General features: G+C 43.7%; 10 protein-coding genes. 2 read left to right on the forward strand and 8 right to left on the reverse strand.

Features of this window, described 5'->3' with window-relative positions; genetic code table 11:
• Positions 1 to 76: 76 nt before the first annotated feature.
• Positions 77 to 6682 (reverse strand): HAMP domain-containing protein, encoded by a 6606-nt coding sequence (locus tag V7L29_RS12570; RefSeq protein ID WP_334735669.1) that lies wholly within the window; start codon positions 6680 to 6682, stop codon positions 77 to 79.
• 756 nt (positions 6683 to 7438) lie between these two features.
• The gene (locus V7L29_RS12575) at positions 7439 to 8359 is read right to left on the reverse strand and encodes an NADP-dependent oxidoreductase (protein ID WP_334735670.1); all 921 of its coding nucleotides are present in this window, start codon (positions 8357 to 8359) and stop codon (positions 7439 to 7441) included.
• A gap of 172 nt (positions 8360 to 8531) precedes the next feature.
• On the opposite strand from V7L29_RS12575, the gene V7L29_RS12580 reads away from it, so the two are divergent.
• Positions 8532 to 9236, forward strand: coding sequence for a Uma2 family endonuclease (locus tag V7L29_RS12580; protein ID WP_334735671.1), 705 nt, complete (start codon positions 8532 to 8534; stop codon positions 9234 to 9236).
• Positions 9237 to 9252: 16 nt separating this feature from the next.
• Here the strand turns inward: V7L29_RS12580 and V7L29_RS12585 are convergent, their stop codons facing one another.
• Together V7L29_RS12585 and V7L29_RS12590 are read right to left on the reverse strand one after the other, a co-directional pair.
• Positions 9253 to 11847: an NACHT domain-containing protein gene (locus V7L29_RS12585; RefSeq protein ID WP_334735672.1), complete on the reverse strand. Its 2595-nt coding sequence runs from the start codon at positions 11845 to 11847 to the stop codon at positions 9253 to 9255.
• A 685-nt stretch (positions 11848 to 12532) separates the two neighbouring features.
• Complete coding sequence (locus V7L29_RS12590) at positions 12533 to 12973, reverse strand: hypothetical protein (protein WP_334735673.1); 441 nt, start codon at positions 12971 to 12973, stop codon at positions 12533 to 12535.
• 201 nt (positions 12974 to 13174) lie between these two features.
• Between V7L29_RS12590 and V7L29_RS12595 the strand changes: the two genes are divergently transcribed.
• A complete protein-coding gene (locus V7L29_RS12595; protein WP_334735674.1) occupies positions 13175 to 13342 on the forward strand; it encodes a hypothetical protein in 168 nt (55 codons plus the stop codon).
• Positions 13343 to 13673: 331 nt separating this feature from the next.
• Here the strand turns inward: V7L29_RS12595 and V7L29_RS12600 are convergent, their stop codons facing one another.
• The 4 genes from V7L29_RS12600 to bchH all read right to left on the reverse strand — a co-directional run bounded on the left by V7L29_RS12600 (position 13674) and on the right by bchH (position 18702).
• Positions 13674 to 13859 carry a type II toxin-antitoxin system HicA family toxin gene (locus tag V7L29_RS12600; protein WP_334735675.1) on the reverse strand — a complete coding sequence of 62 codons (186 nt, stop codon included), beginning with the start codon at positions 13857 to 13859 and terminating at the stop codon, positions 13674 to 13676.
• Entirely contained in the window at positions 13859 to 14080 is a 222-nt protein-coding gene (locus tag V7L29_RS12605) for a type II toxin-antitoxin system HicB family antitoxin (RefSeq protein WP_334735676.1), read from the reverse strand. The genes V7L29_RS12600 and V7L29_RS12605 overlap by 1 nt, the downstream gene beginning before the upstream one ends.
• 34 nt (positions 14081 to 14114) lie before the next feature.
• Positions 14115 to 14300, reverse strand: a complete 186-nt coding sequence (locus tag V7L29_RS12610) for a hypothetical protein (protein WP_334735677.1) — start codon at positions 14298 to 14300, stop codon at positions 14115 to 14117.
• Positions 14301 to 15009: 709 nt separating this feature from the next.
• The gene (gene bchH / locus V7L29_RS12615) at positions 15010 to 18702 is read right to left on the reverse strand and encodes a magnesium chelatase subunit H (protein WP_334735678.1); all 3693 of its coding nucleotides are present in this window, start codon (positions 18700 to 18702) and stop codon (positions 15010 to 15012) included.
• Positions 18703 to 18795 lie beyond the last annotated feature (93 nt).

Raw genomic sequence — 18795 nt, forward strand, 5'->3', positions numbered from 1 at the left:
ATCACGACCTTCCTTGATACTATAAAGTGGTGAAAATAAAAGAAAGGGACGGCTCCTTTATCAAGAGTCTCTTCGGTCAACGGTATAGCCAAACACGTAATAGTGAAAGCAGTTGTTCAGTATCTACAGGTTTGGTGATGTAGTCTGATGCGCCTGCTTCAATACACTTGTCGCGATCGCCTTGCATGGCTTTAGCGGTCAGTGCAATGATTGGCAAAGATTGAAACTGATTATTTTGACGGATTAAGCGTGTTGTTTCGTAACCGTCCATTTCTGGCATCATTACGTCCATTAAAACGACATCAATATCTGGTGTAGTTTCCAACAAGGCGATACCCTCCCTGCCATTTTCAGCATATAAAACTTGTATTTGATAACGCTCCAGCATACTGGTAAGCGCGAAGATATTACGCATATCGTCGTCTACAATTAACGCTTTTTTGCCAGTAAGTAAGTAGTCTTGTGAATGCAGTTGTTCGAGTATTTCTCGCTTAGGAGCAGGTAAATTTGCTTGGACTCGGTGTAAAAACAATGCTGTTTCATCAAGGAGACGTTCGGGCGATCGCACATCTTTAATGATGATTGTTTCGGCAATTCGCCTGAGTTCCGTTTCTTGAGCTTTGCTAATTTCTCTACCTGTGTAGACAATAATTGGCAATGTTTTGCCGTTAGGTAGAAGCTTTATCTGCTCGATCAGTTCAAACCCGGTCATGTCAGGTAGACCTAAATCAAGAACTAAGCAATCAAAATGCTGGGCGCGAATAGCTTCTAGTGCTTCTGCACCCATGCCCACAGCAGTGGTAGAAACATCGTTGTTGCCAATTAACTCAACAATACTAAGCCGTTGTGTGTTGTCGTCTTCGACTACCAACAAATTTTTCACCTGGCGCTCAACAAAACCTTTAATTTTGGTCAACGCCTCGGATATTGTCTGGCTGCTTAAAGGCTTTTGCAGATATGCGATCGCTCCTAGTTGCAAACTGCGCTGTTGTCCTTCCTCAACAGTCATAATATGTACAGGAATGTGACGCGTGTTTTGATCATGTTTCAGGCGATCCAATACCGTCCAACCATCCATTTCTGGCAACCTGATATCTAGCAAAATCGCTGAAGGCAGGAATTGCTGCGCTAGTGTCAAACCTGTAGTGCCGTTTTGGGCAGTTATTACTTTGAATCCTTGCTGTTGCGCCATTTCTATGAGGATACGCGCAAAGTTAACGTCATCTTCGACAATCAACAACACGCGATCGCCTATGCCGATAGTAGTGCGATCATCATTTAGGAGTGGGGAGTCAGGAGACGCGATTAATCGCGTCTGTACTGTAGAGACGCGATTAATCGCGTCTGTACTGAGGAGTGGTTTTGATGTAGATTCAGGATTCAATTGGGGGAAGTAGAACGTAAATGTGCTACCTTGACCGGGTTGACTTATTAATTTAATTTCACCGCCAAACAGACGGGCGATTTCACGGCTAATTGATAAGCCCAATCCAGTACCGCCGTATCTCCGACTGGTAGAGCCATCAGCTTGCTGAAATGCCTCAAAAATAACTTTCTGCTTGTCGGGGGCAATGCCAATGCCTGTATCGCTGACTGAGAAGGCAATCACATGCTGGGCGCGATTTAAAGTTTCCTGGTCGTTACTCCACCCCTGCTTCGCTACCGCAATCCGTAAGCGTACCTCCCCTTGCTCTGTAAATTTAAAAGCGTTGGAGAGGAGATTTTTCAACACCTGTTGTAAGCGTTTAACATCTGTATAGATGCTGATTGGCAATTCGGGAGAAAATTCAATTACGAAGGCAAGTCCTTTGCTGTGAGCTATTTGTCGGAAGGTGCGCTCAGTCTGTTCGCCCAACTCTGCTAACGGCATTTGGGTTATGTCAATTGACATAGTTCCAGATTCAATTTTAGCGAGATCCAGAATGTCATTGATTAACGCCAACAAATCAGTACCTGCTGAGTAAATTGTTTGGCTGTATTCGACTTGCTTGGCGGTGAGGTTGTGATCAATGTTATCTGCCAACAACTTCGCCAAAATCAACAAACTGTTCAATGGTGTCCGCAGTTCATGGGACATGTTGGCGAGAAATTCTGATTTGTATTTTGACGAAAGCGCTAGTTGTTCAGCCTTGTCTTCCAAAGATAGTCTTGCTTGTTCAATTTCCTGATTTTTGCGCTCGACTTCTTTCTTCTGTTGAGCCAACAACTCTGCCTTTTCTTCTAACTCAGCGTTGGTTTGTTGCAATTCCTCTTGCTGTCCTTTGAGTAAATCCTCAGAGGCTTTGAGTGATTGGGCTTGTTGTTCTAAACGCTGGTTGGTTTCCCGGAGTTCGCTTTGCTGGGTTTGGAGTTCTTCAGCTAAAGATTGCGACTGCTTGAGTAATTCTTCAGTTCGCATGGATGCTGCGATCGTGTTGAGGACGATCGCGATACTTTCGGTAAGTTGGTCGAAGAATGTTAGATGAATTTCGCTAAAGCGGCGGAAGGAAGCTAATTCAATCACCGCTGTCACTTGTCCTTCAAAGAGTACAGGTAACACTACGGCATTAAGCGGAGTTGCTTCTCCTAAACCAGAGGAAATTCTCACATAATCACTTGGCACTTCCGTCAACAGAATTCGCTCTTTTTCTAAAGCGCATTGTCCCACCAAACCTTCACCCAATTGGAAGCGGTTAGCCAGATGTCTGCGTTCGCGGTAAGCGTAGCTACTAATTAGTTTCAAATACGGCGTATTTTCCCCATACTCCATCAGGAAGAATACGCCGTGTTGCGCTCCTACCAAGGGTGCTAGTTCTGAGAGAATCAGTTTAGATACAGTTTCCAAGTCTCGCTGCCCTTGGAGCATCCGGGTAAACTTGGCTAAGTTAGTTTTCAACCAGTCTTGTTCGGTGTTTTTCTGCGTTGTCTCCCGCAGATTGGCGATCATCTGGTTGATGTTGTCTTTGAGGATGGCAACTTCGCCTAGTGTCTCGACGGCAATTGAACGAGTTAAATCGCCCTTAGTGACAGCTGTAGCAACTTCTGCGATCGCTCTTAACTGAGTTGTCAGTGTAGCAGCGAGTTCGTTGACATTATCTGTCAAATCTTTCCAAGTTCCAGCCGCCCCAGGGACTCTCGCTTGTCCCCCTAACTTTCCTTCAATTCCCACTTCTCGCGCCACTGTGGTTACTTGATTGGCAAACGTCGCTAGGGTATCAATCATCTCGTTGATTGTTTCTGCCAAAGTTTCAATTTCTCCCTTGGCATCTAGCATCAGTTTCCGTTTCAAGTCACCGTTAGCAACCGCCGTTACAACTCTGGCAATCCCGCGTACTTGTGCCGTTAAGTTCCCCGCCATCGAGTTAACGTTATCCGTCAAATCTTTCCAAGTCCCTGCAACACCTTTGACTTGTGCTTGTCCGCCCAACTTCCCTTCAGTTCCCACTTCCCGCGCCACCCGCGTCACTTCCGATGCAAAGGAACTAAGTTGATCTACCATCGTGTTGGTGGTGTTCTTCAAATCTAAAATTTCGCCTCTGGCATCGACGGTAATTTTCTTGGAAAGGTCGCCATTAGCTACCGCCTTTGTAACTTCCGCGATGTTGCGAACTTGTCCGGTGAGGTTCCCCGCCATCGAGTTAACATTGTCCGTTAAATCTTTCCAAGTGCCTGCAACTCCTCTAACGTAAGCTTGCACGCCCAATTTACCTTCGGTTCCCACCTCCCGCGCCACCCTTGTAACTTCTGATGCAAAAGAATTAAGTTGATCCACCATTGTATTAATGGTGTTCTTGAGTTCCTGAATTTCGCCTTTCACATCAACAGTGATTTTCTTCGAGAGGTCGCCGTTAGCTACTGCTGTGGTAACTTCAGCAATGTTTCGCACTTGCGCCGTCAAACTTCCCGCCATGAAGTTTACACTGTCAGTTAAATCTTTCCAAGTGCCTGCTACACCTTTAACTTCTGCTTGTACGCCCAGCTTACCTTCAGTTCCCACCTCCCGCGCCACCCGCGTCACCTCACTAGCAAAGGAATTTAGTTGATCCACCATCGTGTTGACGGTGTTTTTCAACTCTAAAATTTCACCTTTGACATCGACGGAGATTTTCTTGGATAAGTCGCCATTTGCTACGGCGGTGGTGACGGCGGCAATGTTTCGTACCTGTGCAGTTAAGCTTCCCGCCATAAAGTTCACGCTATCAGTTAAATCTTTCCAAGTGCCAGCCACACCGCGCACATCTGCTTGCACGCCCAACTTACCCTCGCTTCCCACCTCCCGCGCCACCCTTGTGACTTCACTTGCAAAAGAGTTGAGTTGATCCACCATTATATTGATGGTATTCTTGAGTTCCAGAATTTCGCCTTTGACAGCTACAGTAATTTTCTTAGATAAGTCGCCATTGGCGATCGCAGTTGCAACTTCGGCAATGTTTCGCACTTGGTCGGTGAGGTTCCCCGCCATTAAATTTACGTTGTCGGTCAAATCTTTCCAAGTACCTGCCACTCCGCGCACTTCTGCTTGCACACCCAATTTACCTTCAGTTCCCACTTCACGGGCAACTCTTGTTACTTCCGATGCAAAGGAACTAAGTTGATCCACCATTGTATTAATAGTGTTTTTCAACTCCAAAATTTCGCCTTTGACATCGACGGTGATTTTCTTAGAAAGGTCGCCTGTTGCAACCGCTGTCGTGACTTCGGCAATGTTTCGCACCTGTGCTGTCAAGCTTCCCGCCATGAAATTCACGCTATCAGTCAAGTCTTTCCAAGTGCCAGCCACACCGCGCACTTCTGCTTGCACGCCCAGTTTACCCTCACTCCCTACCTCACGCGCAACCCTTGTTACTTCTGATGCAAAGGAATTGAGTTGATCCACCATTGTATTAATGGTGTTTTTGAGTTCCAGAATTTCACCTCTGACATCAACAGTGATTTTCTTGGAAAGGTCACCAGTTGCTACAGCAGTAGTCACTTCCGCAATGTTGCGTACCTGTGCCGTTAAACTTCCCGCCATGAAGTTTACGCTGTCAGTTAAATCTTTCCAAGTGCCAGCCACGCCCTTAACATCGGCTTGCACACCCAGTTTACCTTCACTGCCCACTTCACGAGCAACCCGCGTTACTTCCGATGCAAAAGAACTGAGTTGATCCACCATGATATTGATGGTATTCTTCAGTTCCAGAATTTCACCTTTGACATCGACGGTGATTTTTTTAGATAAATCACCATTTGCGATCGCAGTCGCAACTTCGGCAATATTCCGCACCTGTCCGGTGAGATTACCTGCCATTAAGTTAACGTTGTCAGTTAAATCTTTCCAAGTTCCTGCTACTCCCTGGACTTGCGCTTGCACGCCCAATTTTCCTTCAGTTCCTACTTCCCGCGCAACTCTTGTGACTTCTGATGCAAAGGAATTAAGCTGAACCACCATTGTATTAATGGTGTTTTTGAGTTCTAGTATTTCGCCTTTGACATCAACAGTGATTTTCTTAGATAAGTCGCCATTCGCCACAGCCGTAGTCACTTCCGCAATATTCCGCACTTGTGCCGTCAAGCTTCCCGCCATGAAATTCACACTATCGGTAAGGTCTTTCCACGTACCCGCTACCCCGCGAACTTCTGCTTGACCGCCCAATTTGCCTTCTGCACCCACCTCACGCGCAACTCTTGTTACTTCCGATGCAAAGGAATTCAGTTGATCCACCATGATGTTGACGGTGTTTTTCAACTCCAAAATTTCACCTTTGACATCAACAGTGATTTTCTTAGAAAGGTCGCCATTTGCTACCGCCGTTGTCACTTCCGCAATGTTACGGACTTGGGCAGTCAAATTCCCTGCCATCAAATTAACGTTGTCGGTGAGATTCTTCCAAGTCCCTGCGACACCTTTAACTTCGGCTTGTACGCCTAATTTTCCTTCAGTACCTACTTCACGCGCAACTCGCGTTACTTCACTTGCAAAAGAATTAAGCTGATCCACCATCGTGTTGACAGTGTTTTTGAGTTCCAAAATTTCGCCTTTAACATTCACGGTGATTTTTTTGGATAAGTCACCATTAGCGATCGCAGTAGCAACTTCGGCAATGTTGCGAACTTGTCCAGTCAGATTTCCCGCCATCAAGTTCACGTTATCAGTCAAATCTTTCCAAGTGCCAGCAACACCTTGCACTTCGGCTTGAACGCCCAACTTACCTTCAGTTCCCACTTCCCGCGCAACCCGCGTTACTTCCGATGCAAAAGAACCGAGTCGATGCACCATCGTGTTGACAATATTAGCAGTTTGGAGAAACTCACCTTGCAGAGGTCTGCCGTCAATTTCCGTGGCGATCGTTTGCGATAAGTCACCATTGGCGACTGAGTGAATCACACGAGTAGTTTCAGCTGTTGGTTGAACTAAATCTGTAATTAAAGTATTGACAGAAGTAACACAATCTGACCAAGAACCACGAACATCTCCGAGAGAGGCGCGATCGGCAATTTTGCCTTCTTTGCCAACAACATTACCAATGCGTTGTAGTTCGGCCGCCATCCGCTGATTTTGATCAATAATACCATTGAGCGTATCAGCGATTTTCCCTGCTACACCAGTATGGTCTATGGGCATCCGAGCCGAAAAGTCACCCTGTTTAACAGCATTCAGCGTTCTTAACAGCTGATTTAAATCAAGATTGTCGCTGTCTCTAGTTAACTGTTCGGTTGCCATAGCCTTATCCTTAATCTTGATTCTTGAAGAATTTTTTGTATTTTTTGCACCCCGTACTTACTTAGAGTACTTTTAGGTAATGCGTATCACAATAGAGAGCAGGAAATAAAAAATGGATCAAACTAATTTTTATGGGTGCGAGTGTAAGCAGTTGATAAAGACTGCTAGCTAAATGGTATTGCCATCGATGTATTTGGCATCCCATTTAGCCAATGATAGCTACTTGGCGTCTGTTATGCAGCATCAATTGTCGGCGATGCCTAACTTGGGCGAGGGTATGGTTAAAAGTAGTTAACAGAATGGCATGAAGTGATATCATGTCCGGTTAATTAGTTATAATTCAATACGCTTGGGTTAAGCATTTCTTTCTTCTCTTTGCGTCCTTTGCGTCCTTCTCTACGAGACGCTGCGCGTTGGCGGAAGCCTCTCGTAGAGAAGGCGGTTCGTTAAAAAAATTGACTTTGGCAAAGAGTTTTAGCCTTAACTGAACTGTATTAAGTTATAATTCCCGTAATCTATGCAGAAACCGGAAAACCCTCTGAAACTCTCGTTTCTCCGTGACCTCTGTGTTCTCTGTGGTAGCCTGCGGCAAGTCCTCCGGGTTTAGCAGTCGCTCATGGGGGAAACCCCCAAGACCGCGCTGCTTCACCGCTTTGCGTCTACGTTTTCCGTTAACTGTCCGTAAGTTCTATGGGTTTTCACTCAGCACTCAGCACAGGCTAAACGCCCCGCTACCACTAACAGCACTCAGCACTGCTATGGCTCGACTTGCAACACAATCTTGCCCCGCGTGCGACCGCCTTCGGAAAGTTGAAGTGCCTTTTTCACTTCTGCAAGCGGCAAGACAGTTGAAACGTGAGCTTTTAATCGTCCTTCGTCAACCAATTTGCTAATCGCGGTTAATTCTTCCGCGTTCGGCTTGCAAAAAACCCGCGCGGTTTTAATGCCGAATTCTCGCGCTTTTTCTTCGGACGGAAATTCTACCGACGTCACCAGAAAGCCACCTTTTTTCAAAGTTTGAAACGCTCTTTCAAAAGTGTCGCCGCCGACCGTATCGAAGACGACATCAACATCTTTGACAACATCCTCGAAGTTTTGCTTCGTGTAATCAACAAACTCATCCACGCCCAAATTCCTGACGAAATCTTCATTGCGTCCCGAAGCCATACCGATCACGTATGTGTCTTTTGCTTTGGCGAGTTGGACAGCCAGCGAGCCGACTCCGCCCGATGCGCCAGTGATAAAAATTCTTTGTCCGCTCGTGAGATTGGCTAAATCGAAAATCGCTTGCCAAGCGGTCAACGCGCCGAGCGGAATCGCTGCTGCATTCTGGAAATCGAGGCTTTGCGGTTTGGGCACGATGTCGCCCTTTTTGGCGATCGCGTATTCGGCGAAACCTCCAGAAGTGATGATGCCGTAGACTGCATCACCTTCTTTGAAATCTCTGACATCACCGCCAATCTTTTCGACTGTTCCGGCAATCTCGCCGCCAAGCATAATGGGTAATTTCAGCCCCAGCCTTTCGCCCGCGCCGTTGCGGATTTTCCAGTCAACCGGATTGACCCCCGCGACGTGAACTTTCACCAGAACTTCGTTTGCCGTCGGCTCTGGACGCTCAATATCGGTATAATTCACAACGTCTTCATTGCCGTATTCATTAATTACTATTGCTTTCATTTTTTCTCCTATCAAATGATATTTTAACCAAGCGGTGTCTGAACTCACGATGACAATTAAGATTACATTTTATGATTTTTAAAATTTGAGGAAAGCAGTAAATCAAGAATTCTTAACTGATAACTGAGGTTTGCTAAAGTCAGAAATATCCGGCAACTCCAAGGATTGGCAAATGGTTAGAGAGTATTCACCCCAGAGACATCTGCCTCCGCTTGAAAGTGGCGTAGGCGTAGCCCGTCGTAGACATCGCCTAACTCGCCCTGAATTTGAACGGCGTTATGCGGCTGCACCTCATATCAAGAAAGCAGAACTGATTGAAGGAATCGTTTACATCGCATCTCCTGTAAGACACGAGCAACATGGCAAACCCCAAAGTCGGGTGGTAACTTGGTTAGGAGTCTATCAATCACTGACTCCTGGCGTTGACTTAAGCGTTGAACCAACAGTCAGACTAGATTTAGACAATGAACCCCAGCCAGATGTAGTGCTGTTTATTGAACCAGACGCAGGCGGACAAACCCGTTTAAGCAGCGACGGTTACATTGAAGGATCTCCTGAATTGATTGTTGAAATTGCAGCGAGTAGTGCCGCTATTGATACAGGCAGCAAAAAGCAGGTTTATCGCCGTAATCGGGTGTTAGAGTACGTAATCTGGCAATCTTACGAGAATAAAATTGAATGGTTTTGCCTAATTGATGGCGACTATCGATTGCTATCTCCCGGTGCAGATGGAATTATTCGCTCTGGGGTGTTTCCGGGTTTGTGGTTAGCGGTGGAGGTGCTGTTAAATAATCAGATGGTGCGAGTGTTGGAGGTGGTGCAAGCGGGGTTGAAGTCACCGGAACATGATGCGTTTGTGCAGCAGTTGCAGAAATAGGAATAGGAGGGCACGTCTAGCTAGGTTCATTCCAAGCCCTAATCGCTTCAATCGCAATACCAGCTGGAGCAAATAAAACCTTTACAGTCTCAATACCTGCTGCTGTCACTGCTCTTTGCAAACGTACTTTGAGTGTTGGATTATTTTTGATAACTTGCTCAATCGCTTGCCTATTTTTAAGTACTGGATGACTTTCAACAGCTTGAGCAACAATAGGTTGAGCATCGATTACAGTCGGTTTATCCTGCTCTATTTTCTCAAGCAACTGCTCAAGCACGGTTTTTAAATCAGCAATATCTTCTGTAGACGCGTAATTGTTTTGAGTGCCAATGTTATTACCTTCGATATTTCCTGTAACACTGCCTACAATGTTGCCAAAGGTAGCACCTGTGAAATCATTTTTAGGAGTTTCTGACATAGTTATGAGTGTTTTATCAAGTTTGCTTAGAACGCTAGTTAAAGGATCGGCGTTGTTTGTTTCCTCATTCAAGACAGAATCACAAATTTCATGGTTATAAAATTTGCACCGCTCTTGAATTTTAGAAATTGCATCGCTTTTATCTTGTGACGGAGTTTTTAATTGTAACTTCCAGATATGATGCAAAACTTCAGAGCTAGCAATTTTTCCTAACGCCTGTGCGGCTCTCCAACTAACAGAATAATCTTCATGCTGCAAAGCATTAATTAAGGCAGATACCGCTGCTTCATTGCCGATTTTTCCTAACGCCTGTGCGGCACTCCAACTAACAGAATAATCTTCATGCTGCAAAGCATTAATTAAGGCAGATACCGCTGCTTCATTGCCGATTTTTCCTAACGCCAGTGCGGCACTCCCACGAACATAGTTATCTTCATGCTGCAAAGCATTAATTAAGGCAGATACCGCTGCTTCATTGCCGATATTTCCTAACGCCTGTGCGGCACTCCAACGAACATAGTTATCTTCATGCTGCAAAGCATTAATTAAGGCAGATACCGCTGCTTCATTGCCGATTTTTCCTAACGCTTCTACGGCACTACTACGAACAGAGTTATATTCATCCTGCAAAGCATTAATTAAGGCAGATACCGCTGCTTCATTGCCGATATCTCCTAACGCCTGTGCGGCTCTCCAACGAACAGAGTCATATTCATCCTGCAATGAATTACTTAAAAAAGTAACGGCATACTCAGAATGAGTGATACCCAAAAACTTAAGTTTAAGTAATTTATGAATATCTAACTCTAAAATTAAATTAACTGTTTCTTTCTGATACTCACGCTTTACTTCTCCTGCCAATCTTGACCCTAACTTCAAATCCACATCTAAGGCTAACTTCACCACTCGTAAAGCCTGCCTTGTATCACCCAATAACCCCAACATCAATGCCACAGGTTCTGTCCACTTCAAATAATTTAAATAATCCTGTTTAAGTTTCTCATCACTAATCTTGTCAAGCTGTGTAAGTATAAATTCTGCGGCGTAGTATTCCTGAATTAACTGATGACGAAATTCAATCTGGTCATCTGTTCGCAATTGAATTAAGTGATACTTGAGCAAATCTTCTAGCCATTCTCTTGCACAATTCTCACTAAAAGCTACTTTGTTCTGTAAAAATGTCGCTAAAACATTCCTTGCTTGCTGTTTAGAAATAGTTAATCGCAACTCAGTCGAATTGTCGCCTTGCATCATGACAAATGCTAGATGCTGCAATAAATCAGCCTGCCAGTTACGCAACCCTTCAGCAATTGGTATATCTCCCTTCAGTTTGTGATACTCTCCAGAGAACCAACGAAACAACTCACCTAAACTAGTAGGAATTTGTTTAGCATCATTGAAGACTTCACACAGCATCCACAATAACAGCGGCGTTTGTGCCAATTCTCGCAAGCGTCCAGCCAACTGTCGCAGCATTTCATCACCCACCTCTGAATAGGCGCGGACAAAATGCTGCATCTGCGCTTCCGTGAGGGGTTGCATTTCCAGTTTTTTTTCAATACCTAAATCACCCCCCACCCCCAAATACCGCGTAGTAAAAATCATCGGCATGAATCGGTGGTATTTCTGCCGAAATCCGTCTAAATCTCGTCTAGCTTCATCGTTGGGTAATTCATTCAAACCGTCTACAAGTAACAAAAATTGCCCTGTAAACAGTAGATTTTCAATCTCTTCGCTGTTGAGGTCTAAGTTATGGCGAGTCAAAAAGTCGCGAATTAAATCCAGCACCGAAGTTTTGTAGCGCCTTAACTCCACTAGCACGGGAATTTTCTGATTTGGTTCTCCCTGTTTCCCCTTTTGGGCTTCTTCCCACAACAAACGTTCTAAAGCTGTAGATTTCCCTGAACCTGGTTTTCCTACTAGCAATACATGGACGGGTGCATACTTCCGTAACCCTTCGAAGATATTCAACCGTTCAATTTTTTCTCTGTCTGGTGCTTCACCTTCTCGTTGCTGTGGTACCGTTTGCACCATCAAACTCAAATCTAAGCGTCTGCGCGATTTTTTGGGTTCAAGTCTTTGACGGTCTATGGCATCAGTTGGCGTGTATAAATCTTGCCAATCTCTATATGTGTCATCCTCGCTGATAGATTTTAGATACGTTTGAAAATCTATGCTGTGGTCTGCAACCATAGTAGTAAATTGACCGAGGACTTTTAAGCGCTCTTTTATATACTACACAATAAAACGCTCAATTCTTTTTATGGTGTCCGTCCTACAAACGAAGTAACTGGCGGGCTGCGCTCAACTTGAAGAATATCTGATAAGCATTTCAAAATTTTTCGATGTACTACCTAGATTTTCGATCCTCCCTAACCCCCCTTGCCAAGCAGGGTGGTTTCATACGAAAAAAGAAAAAGACATAAGTCTTGATTTATCGTTTTGTGACGTGGCTTTTTCCCTCTCTCCAAACCTCTCCCCCACGGGGGGAGAGGCTTTGAAACCCAGTTTTAATTTTTCTCTGCTTGTAAGTGTATATGCAAAAATATTTATGTCATTGCGTACTCCTTCGGAGAACCCGAAGGGTACGAAGTGAAGCAATCCCAAACCCTTGCGGTTGCTTCTCTGCGAGACGCTCCGCGAACGTTTCGCTTTGCTACACTCGCAATGACAATGTATATTTAATTTTGCATGACTACTTATGAAACCATCCTGCTTTCCAAGGGGGGATTAAGAGGGGTAATTTAACTTGTGTATACACGGTAGCCTTAAAAAGGGGGGAACTAGTGCCCCCTTTTTAATGGGGTTGAGGGATCTCAAACCACGGTAAATTGAGTGTTTGAGCTTAAGTTGACACTAAACCCTATTGGATTATTACTCAACTCACGATCGCACTCGACACCCCATTCATAGATTCATTTGCAGAAGAAACCTTAACAGAATCAGCTGCTAAAGAATTGTTGAGTTTAGAATTGCCTAGTACGCTTCGCTTCTTCTTGGTATTACCTCGTCGCGCACCACCCGCCATCTCGTATTCTTGGCTGTTTTTACCGTAACGGCTGCCAACTCCTAGTAACATTTTTTCTGACATGGTTATTACAACCTGTTCGGCGTTATTCACGTCATCTGTGAGTTTGTCAATGGTAGATAATGCAGTGTTGTAGGCAGCAAGCTTAGACCGGAGATCGTTAATTGTCATGGTGTAAGCTTGTATAGTCAATCCTTCCCCAAAGTCAAGTTCTACACTGATAGATTGTAAACTTTCAATCCGGCGATCGGCTCGTTCTAAAACGCTGGAATTTCTTTTACGACGTGCCATAATGCATCTCTGCTACTAGGTTAATAGTACTGTTTTATACTAAGAAATTTCTGATTGTCATGGGAAAATATAGCAAATCAGTTGCGATTGACTTTTTCAAAGTTTAGTTAATTTCACTTAGACTATTTTTTATTCCAGGTATTAAATAAATTTATAAGTTTGTTACAACAATTGCTGCAATGATTTAAGCCTTTCTTATACATGGAAGAACATTTGTTGCAAAGTATTAATCAATTGCAGCAACGACTTATACATTTGCAAGAAAAACTTAAGCCTTTCTTATACATGGGAGAACAATTGTTGCAAAGTATTAAGCGTTTGCAGGAAGGGCTTATACATTTGCAAGAAAAACTTAAGCCTTTCTTATAAATGAAGTAATTTTAGCTACAAAGGTTTAAATTTTTACAATCTCAAGCGTAGGAGTGAATCAAAAATAAAAACACCAAAGAGCCTATTATTTATCTGGTCGTACTCAAGCAACATCACTAAATGCATGGTCACTACCAGAGAGTTGCCTCTTGAACTGCGTAGGTTGGGTTGGGGAACGTAGCTTGCTTCCCGCAGGGTAACCCTACATTTTGCGGGGTTTGTTGGGTAACACTAAAGTTCAACCCAACCGTATTGCCTTATGTGAAACGCGTAACGCACCATTTCCGTCTGATTCTTGATACCCTGCGGAAGCCATAACACACTTACAACACTAGGGTGGGGAAATCTCCAAATCTTTGCAAATTTTGATAGCTAAAATATCAACAATCTCAGTATGCCTTGGAACTGCCGAGGTTCTGTTGTTTGATGGATTGTAATAAATAGTATGCCTTCCACCCTCCCGAAGAAACAAACAGCCGTTTTCTTCCAAATGGCGAATCAATTCACGTCTTCTCACTATAATTTGACAGTAATCTGTTCACGGACGACATTTTTACCGGAGAGTTGTTGCTCTGCAAGTTCCCGATTTGATATTAGAATTAACTCTATCGCTTCCCGTAGGCTTTCTCTAGCTTCTTCCAGAGTTCTTTCTTGTACATTAGCACCGGGTAACTCTTGAACGTAGCCAATATACCAGTCATCTAACTTTTCATATACAGCAGTAAAAGAGTTTTCCATACCCAACCCCAAATACCTCACTTCGAGTCTATAACTATACTAGCTTTTGCATTGCAGCCACAACAATTTCTGCCAGGTTATCTGATAAAGCTAGAAGTGGCTTTTGGAGTCCCCAATCCTTAACTTTACTTGCAGAAAGAGCGCCATGAGCCGTTGCATTTCGCAATGCTTTTGCGAGTCTTACAGCTTCAACCCAGTTAGAAACAGGTTGAGATTTCACTATCCAATATTCGATGATTTCTTGATCTCCATTTTCAAGACTGAGAAAATCTGCAAGTGCGCTCTTTCCTTGAATTGATGGATTTTTATTAAGCCATTTCTCAAGATTGAGTCTTGTTAAATCGGGTGGATTTAATGGATTATAATTGTTTAGTAAATCACATTTAACCGTGAAATATTTAATATTTTATGTCTTTAAACCTCCATGACCTTTTTTCAATAACAATGTTTTTGTAATTGTTTCAAATCCACCCCAAGTCATTACAAGTCGCCACTGAATACCACGTGCTTTATGTGTATCATCGGGTTTGTCAACGAAGCTATGACCAACTGTCGGCTCCTGCCATTCTAAGCCAGATTTAATCAGATAAAATCCTTTTGATAAAGCTTGGATAACATCAGAGATATGGTCTGAGTTCTCTGAATGATTCTGATTGAAGTATAAGAGCCTCTGGTGTATATGCTTGCATTTGGCTGGATCGTTTATGTCAGATTCATAGGAACCAAGAAATTGCCATAGTTCGCGCGAGACATTTTCAAGACGTGTAGATGCGTTTAGAGAATTTTGGATAACCAGAATTATGAATAATATTTGGTGTCACATAAAAATATAAGCATAAACAGCCTATTTCAGGAAAGTATTCTGCATATAAATTGGTTTAATTATTCTATTTAGATAATTTAAATATTAATCCAGTATAAATACTGAATTAAACCACGACACCTTCCAACTCTTCATCTGTCAACTCATATAATTGCCGCAACTTATCTAACTTCTCACCATCAGCTTCCCAGAAACCCCGCCCATGTGCCTCCAACATTCTCCCTAAAATATTGCGAAAAGCTTCAGGATTTGCCTTGCGTAATTTATCCGCCATCTCTGCGTCTAATGCATAAGTATCTGCGGCTTGGTCATAAACCCAATCATCGCCAAAATCGGCAGTACCACCCCAACCAATCAACGCCGTCATTCGTTGGGAAATTTCAAAAGCACCACCAGAACCTTGATTTGCCATTGCTTGTGCCCATTTGGGATTTACCAACTTAGTGCGATACTCCATTCGCAGCAAATCATCTAAATTGCGGGGTGTAGTATCTTTTGAGAAACTTTCCACAAAACTGGTTGTAACCTTCTTACCGCCTTGTTTTTCTGCTGCCCTTTTCAAACCGCCAGTATTAGCGTAATATTCTTGAATATCAGTTAAACCATATTCAACCGAATCGATTTCTTGAACAATGCGATCGCTAGTTTTTAACAACGTATTCAACACTTCCGGTCTAGCTTGACCTTTATCTTCTCTGCCGTAGCTGAATACATTGCGACTTTGCCAAGTATTGCCCAACTCCTCACCAGATTCCCAGTTACCATCGACAACTTGATCATTCACCAAAGAACCAAAATCACCCGCCGGATTAGAAAACAATCTTGCCGATGCATTCTCTACACCTTGGGCTTTTAAAGCTAAAGCGTGTTTTTTAATAAAATTCTGATCATCCGCTTCATCAGCATCAGCCGCCCGTTGAAATAAATCATCCAATAATTCGATGATATTTACAAAGCTATCCCGGAAAATCCCAGACAAATTACCCAAGACATCAATGCGGGGATGTCCAACGTCCGCCAAAGGCTTCAATTCATAACGAACAACTCTGCCAGTTCCTTCCTTAACAGGTTCAGCCCCCACCAATTCCAACAGAATCCCCAGAGATTCACCCTTAGTTTTAATCGCATCCAATCCCCATAACATCACCGCCACCGTTTCCGGATATTTTCCATGTTCATCCAAATGCTGCACAATAATTTTTTGAGCAATTTCTCGTCCTCGTTCATACGCAGCAGGTGAAGGCATCCGATAAGGATCTAAAGCATGAATATTCCTCCCCGTAGGCAAAACACCAGCCCCATCCCGCAACAAATCTCCACCAGGCGCAGGCGGAATATATTCCCCATTCAATCCCCTTAACAAATTCCTTAACTCATCCGTAGATTGCATCAACAAATCCCTTATTAATCTTTCCTCCTCTTCTCTTTCTTCTTTGCGTCCTTTGCGTCTTTGCGGTTCGTTTATTCCTTCCTCCTCCCCAAAATAAGCCTCCAAATACGACCTCAACTCCTCTTCATTAGGTGCTTCCCCCAAAGTATGCAACCCAGAAGAAAACAACCGATTTTCTAAAACCTGCAAATATTCATATAACTCCACCAAATAATCATTAAAAGCATGAACACTAAACATCCGCACATTTTCCGGAGTAAACGCAATCCCCAATCGTTTAGCATCCTCAAACGGACAATCTGCATCCAACCCAGAATCCACAATTTTTTTACAAATCCCTTCCTTCAAAACATAATTCTTTTGGGGATCTTCGCGATACTCCGAAATCAAATCCCGCAACGCCACCAATTCCTTATATAAACCTGCTCGTCCATAAGGAGGCACATTATGAGAAATCAACACACCATAACCGCGACGTTTTGCCAACATCGATTCAGACGGATTATTCGCCGCATATATATATAGATTAGGCAAATTTCCTAACAGAATATCCGACCAAGAATAACCCGTATTACCCAGCGGAGAACCAGGTAACCATTCCACCGTCCCATGCATCCCAAAGTGAACTATAGCATCAGCTTGAAACTCATTTTGCAGCCATTTATAATAAGCAGCATATTGCGGATGGGGCGTTAAATCCCGTTCAAACATTAAGCGCATGGGGTCGCCTTGTATACCCAAAGGTGGTTGTACACCTATCCACACATTCCCTAATTGCACACCACCAATCTGGAATTCATCGCCATAAGTTTTAATTCCAGTCCCCGTCAGAGATTTCCATTGTTTTTCAATGCGGGAGGTTTGCAGATATCCCAACCATTTTTCTAATGTGCGAACATTGACAGAGGCAGGGATATTCTCCACATCATTTAAAGATTCATCCGCCTCTTTCAAAGAGCGAATCAATTCTTCCCCATCATCAGGCAAATCCCCAACAGTGTAACCTTGGTCTTTGAGTGCATGGAGAAACTTCAGCAAACTACGTGGAACATTTAATAATGCAGCTGTGCCCACAGCACCATAACCTGGGGGAAACCCATATAAAACGATCGCAATCTTGCGTTCCGATGCAGGCTTTTGCCGCAAAGCCACCCAACTTTTTACCCTATCAATTAATCGCTGCACCCGTTCGGGAACCAAATAAATATTTTCGCCCACTAAACCGCCGAGGGGAACGGTATCAATAGCCCCATCTAATTCTGGTAAAGCGTACAAAACTACACTTTGCAATCCGCCGACACCTTGACGCGTCCACGAGTGAATATCTTGAATTAGCAGTGGTGCAGCAACAATATAAGGTACATTCTTGGCAGTGAGGATGCGCTTTGCTACTTCCACCTGACGCCCAGCTTCCATTGAACCAGCCGGGCCACCCACCAAAGGAAAGCCAATTGTCGAAACGATCGCATCCACTTTCACTGCTTCACTAGATAGTGAGGCAGTCTCTATATTACCTAGTTGTCGTTGCTGAATTTCATAGTCGGTTGTTATCAAATCCCGTACCGCCACATGTCCTTCTACACCGTTGATGAAAATAGGTAAAGGAGTTAACCCAGCTGATTCAAAACGGCGAATCAGTTGCGGAATGTAAGGTTGTTTGGTAGTGACATGTTTGCGGTAGAGTAAAATCCCGATAATCGGTTTTGTAGAGACGCGATTCATCGCGTCTCCACAATAGGTTTTATACCATTTCAAATATTCGCGGGGCGATTCAAAAAACCCTTGATAGTCGGGATGGAGTAATCCGATATTGGGGGTTTCGACTAGCGGGGGAATGTCGCCGACTTTTAAACCCAAGTATTTTTCTGCCAGTGTCCAGAATAATGAAGCGACGTTTTCTGAACCGCCAGCATTCCAGTAACTATAGATAATTAACCAGTTGCGTAAGTCTTGGACTTTTTGCACTGGCACATATTTCAGTAGTTTGGGGCCAATTTTTAAGAAGCTGATGTAACCAGCGAGTTTGTCTTCTTCTCGTCCGTTGCTAAATTTGTCGAGGATGAATTTAACTGGTTTGGGCATTCCTTTAGGTTTGTCGCCAATGGCAAAGATACCCAGCTTGGTTAAACTCATCAATTCCAAGGCTGACTCAAACACCAAACGGATGGGAATTTGAGCAATGCGATCGCGCAACCACACAACCTGGTCATAATCAAATAGCAGACTACCGAAAAACACATCAGCGTGATCAAGCGCTGTTTCTACCTCGGTGCGTTTGTTGGTAAGATCGCGATCGCTAAATACCCGAATATCCAACTCAGGACAGCGAGAGTTAGCCAAAAAAGCTGCTTTCCTGTACAAGTCAGCGTTGAACGATTCAAACCCAGCAACCAAGACGATGCGTTTCATGCCTGTAAGCTACGAAATATTTCTTTACTTAAATTTTAAACGTGCTTTTAGGCTGATTGTTAAATATCTACCGACAGATTCCGGTCAGTAATT

The sequence above is a fragment of the Nostoc sp. genome, assembly GCF_036916575.1.
GTDB lineage: Bacteria > Cyanobacteriota > Cyanobacteriia > Cyanobacteriales > Nostocaceae > Nostoc.

Coding starts and splice junctions, on each gene's coding strand:
- V7L29_RS12575 (WP_334735670.1), bottom strand. CDS start 8,359: ATGAAAGCAATAGTAATTAATGAATACGGCAATGAAGACGTTGTGAAT.
- V7L29_RS12595 (WP_334735674.1), top strand. CDS start 13,175: ATGGAAGAACATTTGTTGCAAAGTATTAATCAATTGCAGCAACGACTT.
- bchH (WP_334735678.1), bottom strand. CDS start 18,702: ATGAAACGCATCGTCTTGGTTGCTGGGTTTGAATCGTTCAACGCTGAC.
- V7L29_RS12605 (WP_334735676.1), bottom strand. CDS start 14,080: ATGGAAAACTCTTTTACTGCTGTATATGAAAAGTTAGATGACTGGTAT.
- V7L29_RS12585 (WP_334735672.1), bottom strand. CDS start 11,847: ATGGTTGCAGACCACAGCATAGATTTTCAAACGTATCTAAAATCTATC.
- V7L29_RS12590 (WP_334735673.1), bottom strand. CDS start 12,973: ATGGCACGTCGTAAAAGAAATTCCAGCGTTTTAGAACGAGCCGATCGC.
- V7L29_RS12570 (WP_334735669.1), bottom strand. CDS start 6,682: ATGGCAACCGAACAGTTAACTAGAGACAGCGACAATCTTGATTTAAAT.
- V7L29_RS12580 (WP_334735671.1), top strand. CDS start 8,532: ATGGTTAGAGAGTATTCACCCCAGAGACATCTGCCTCCGCTTGAAAGT.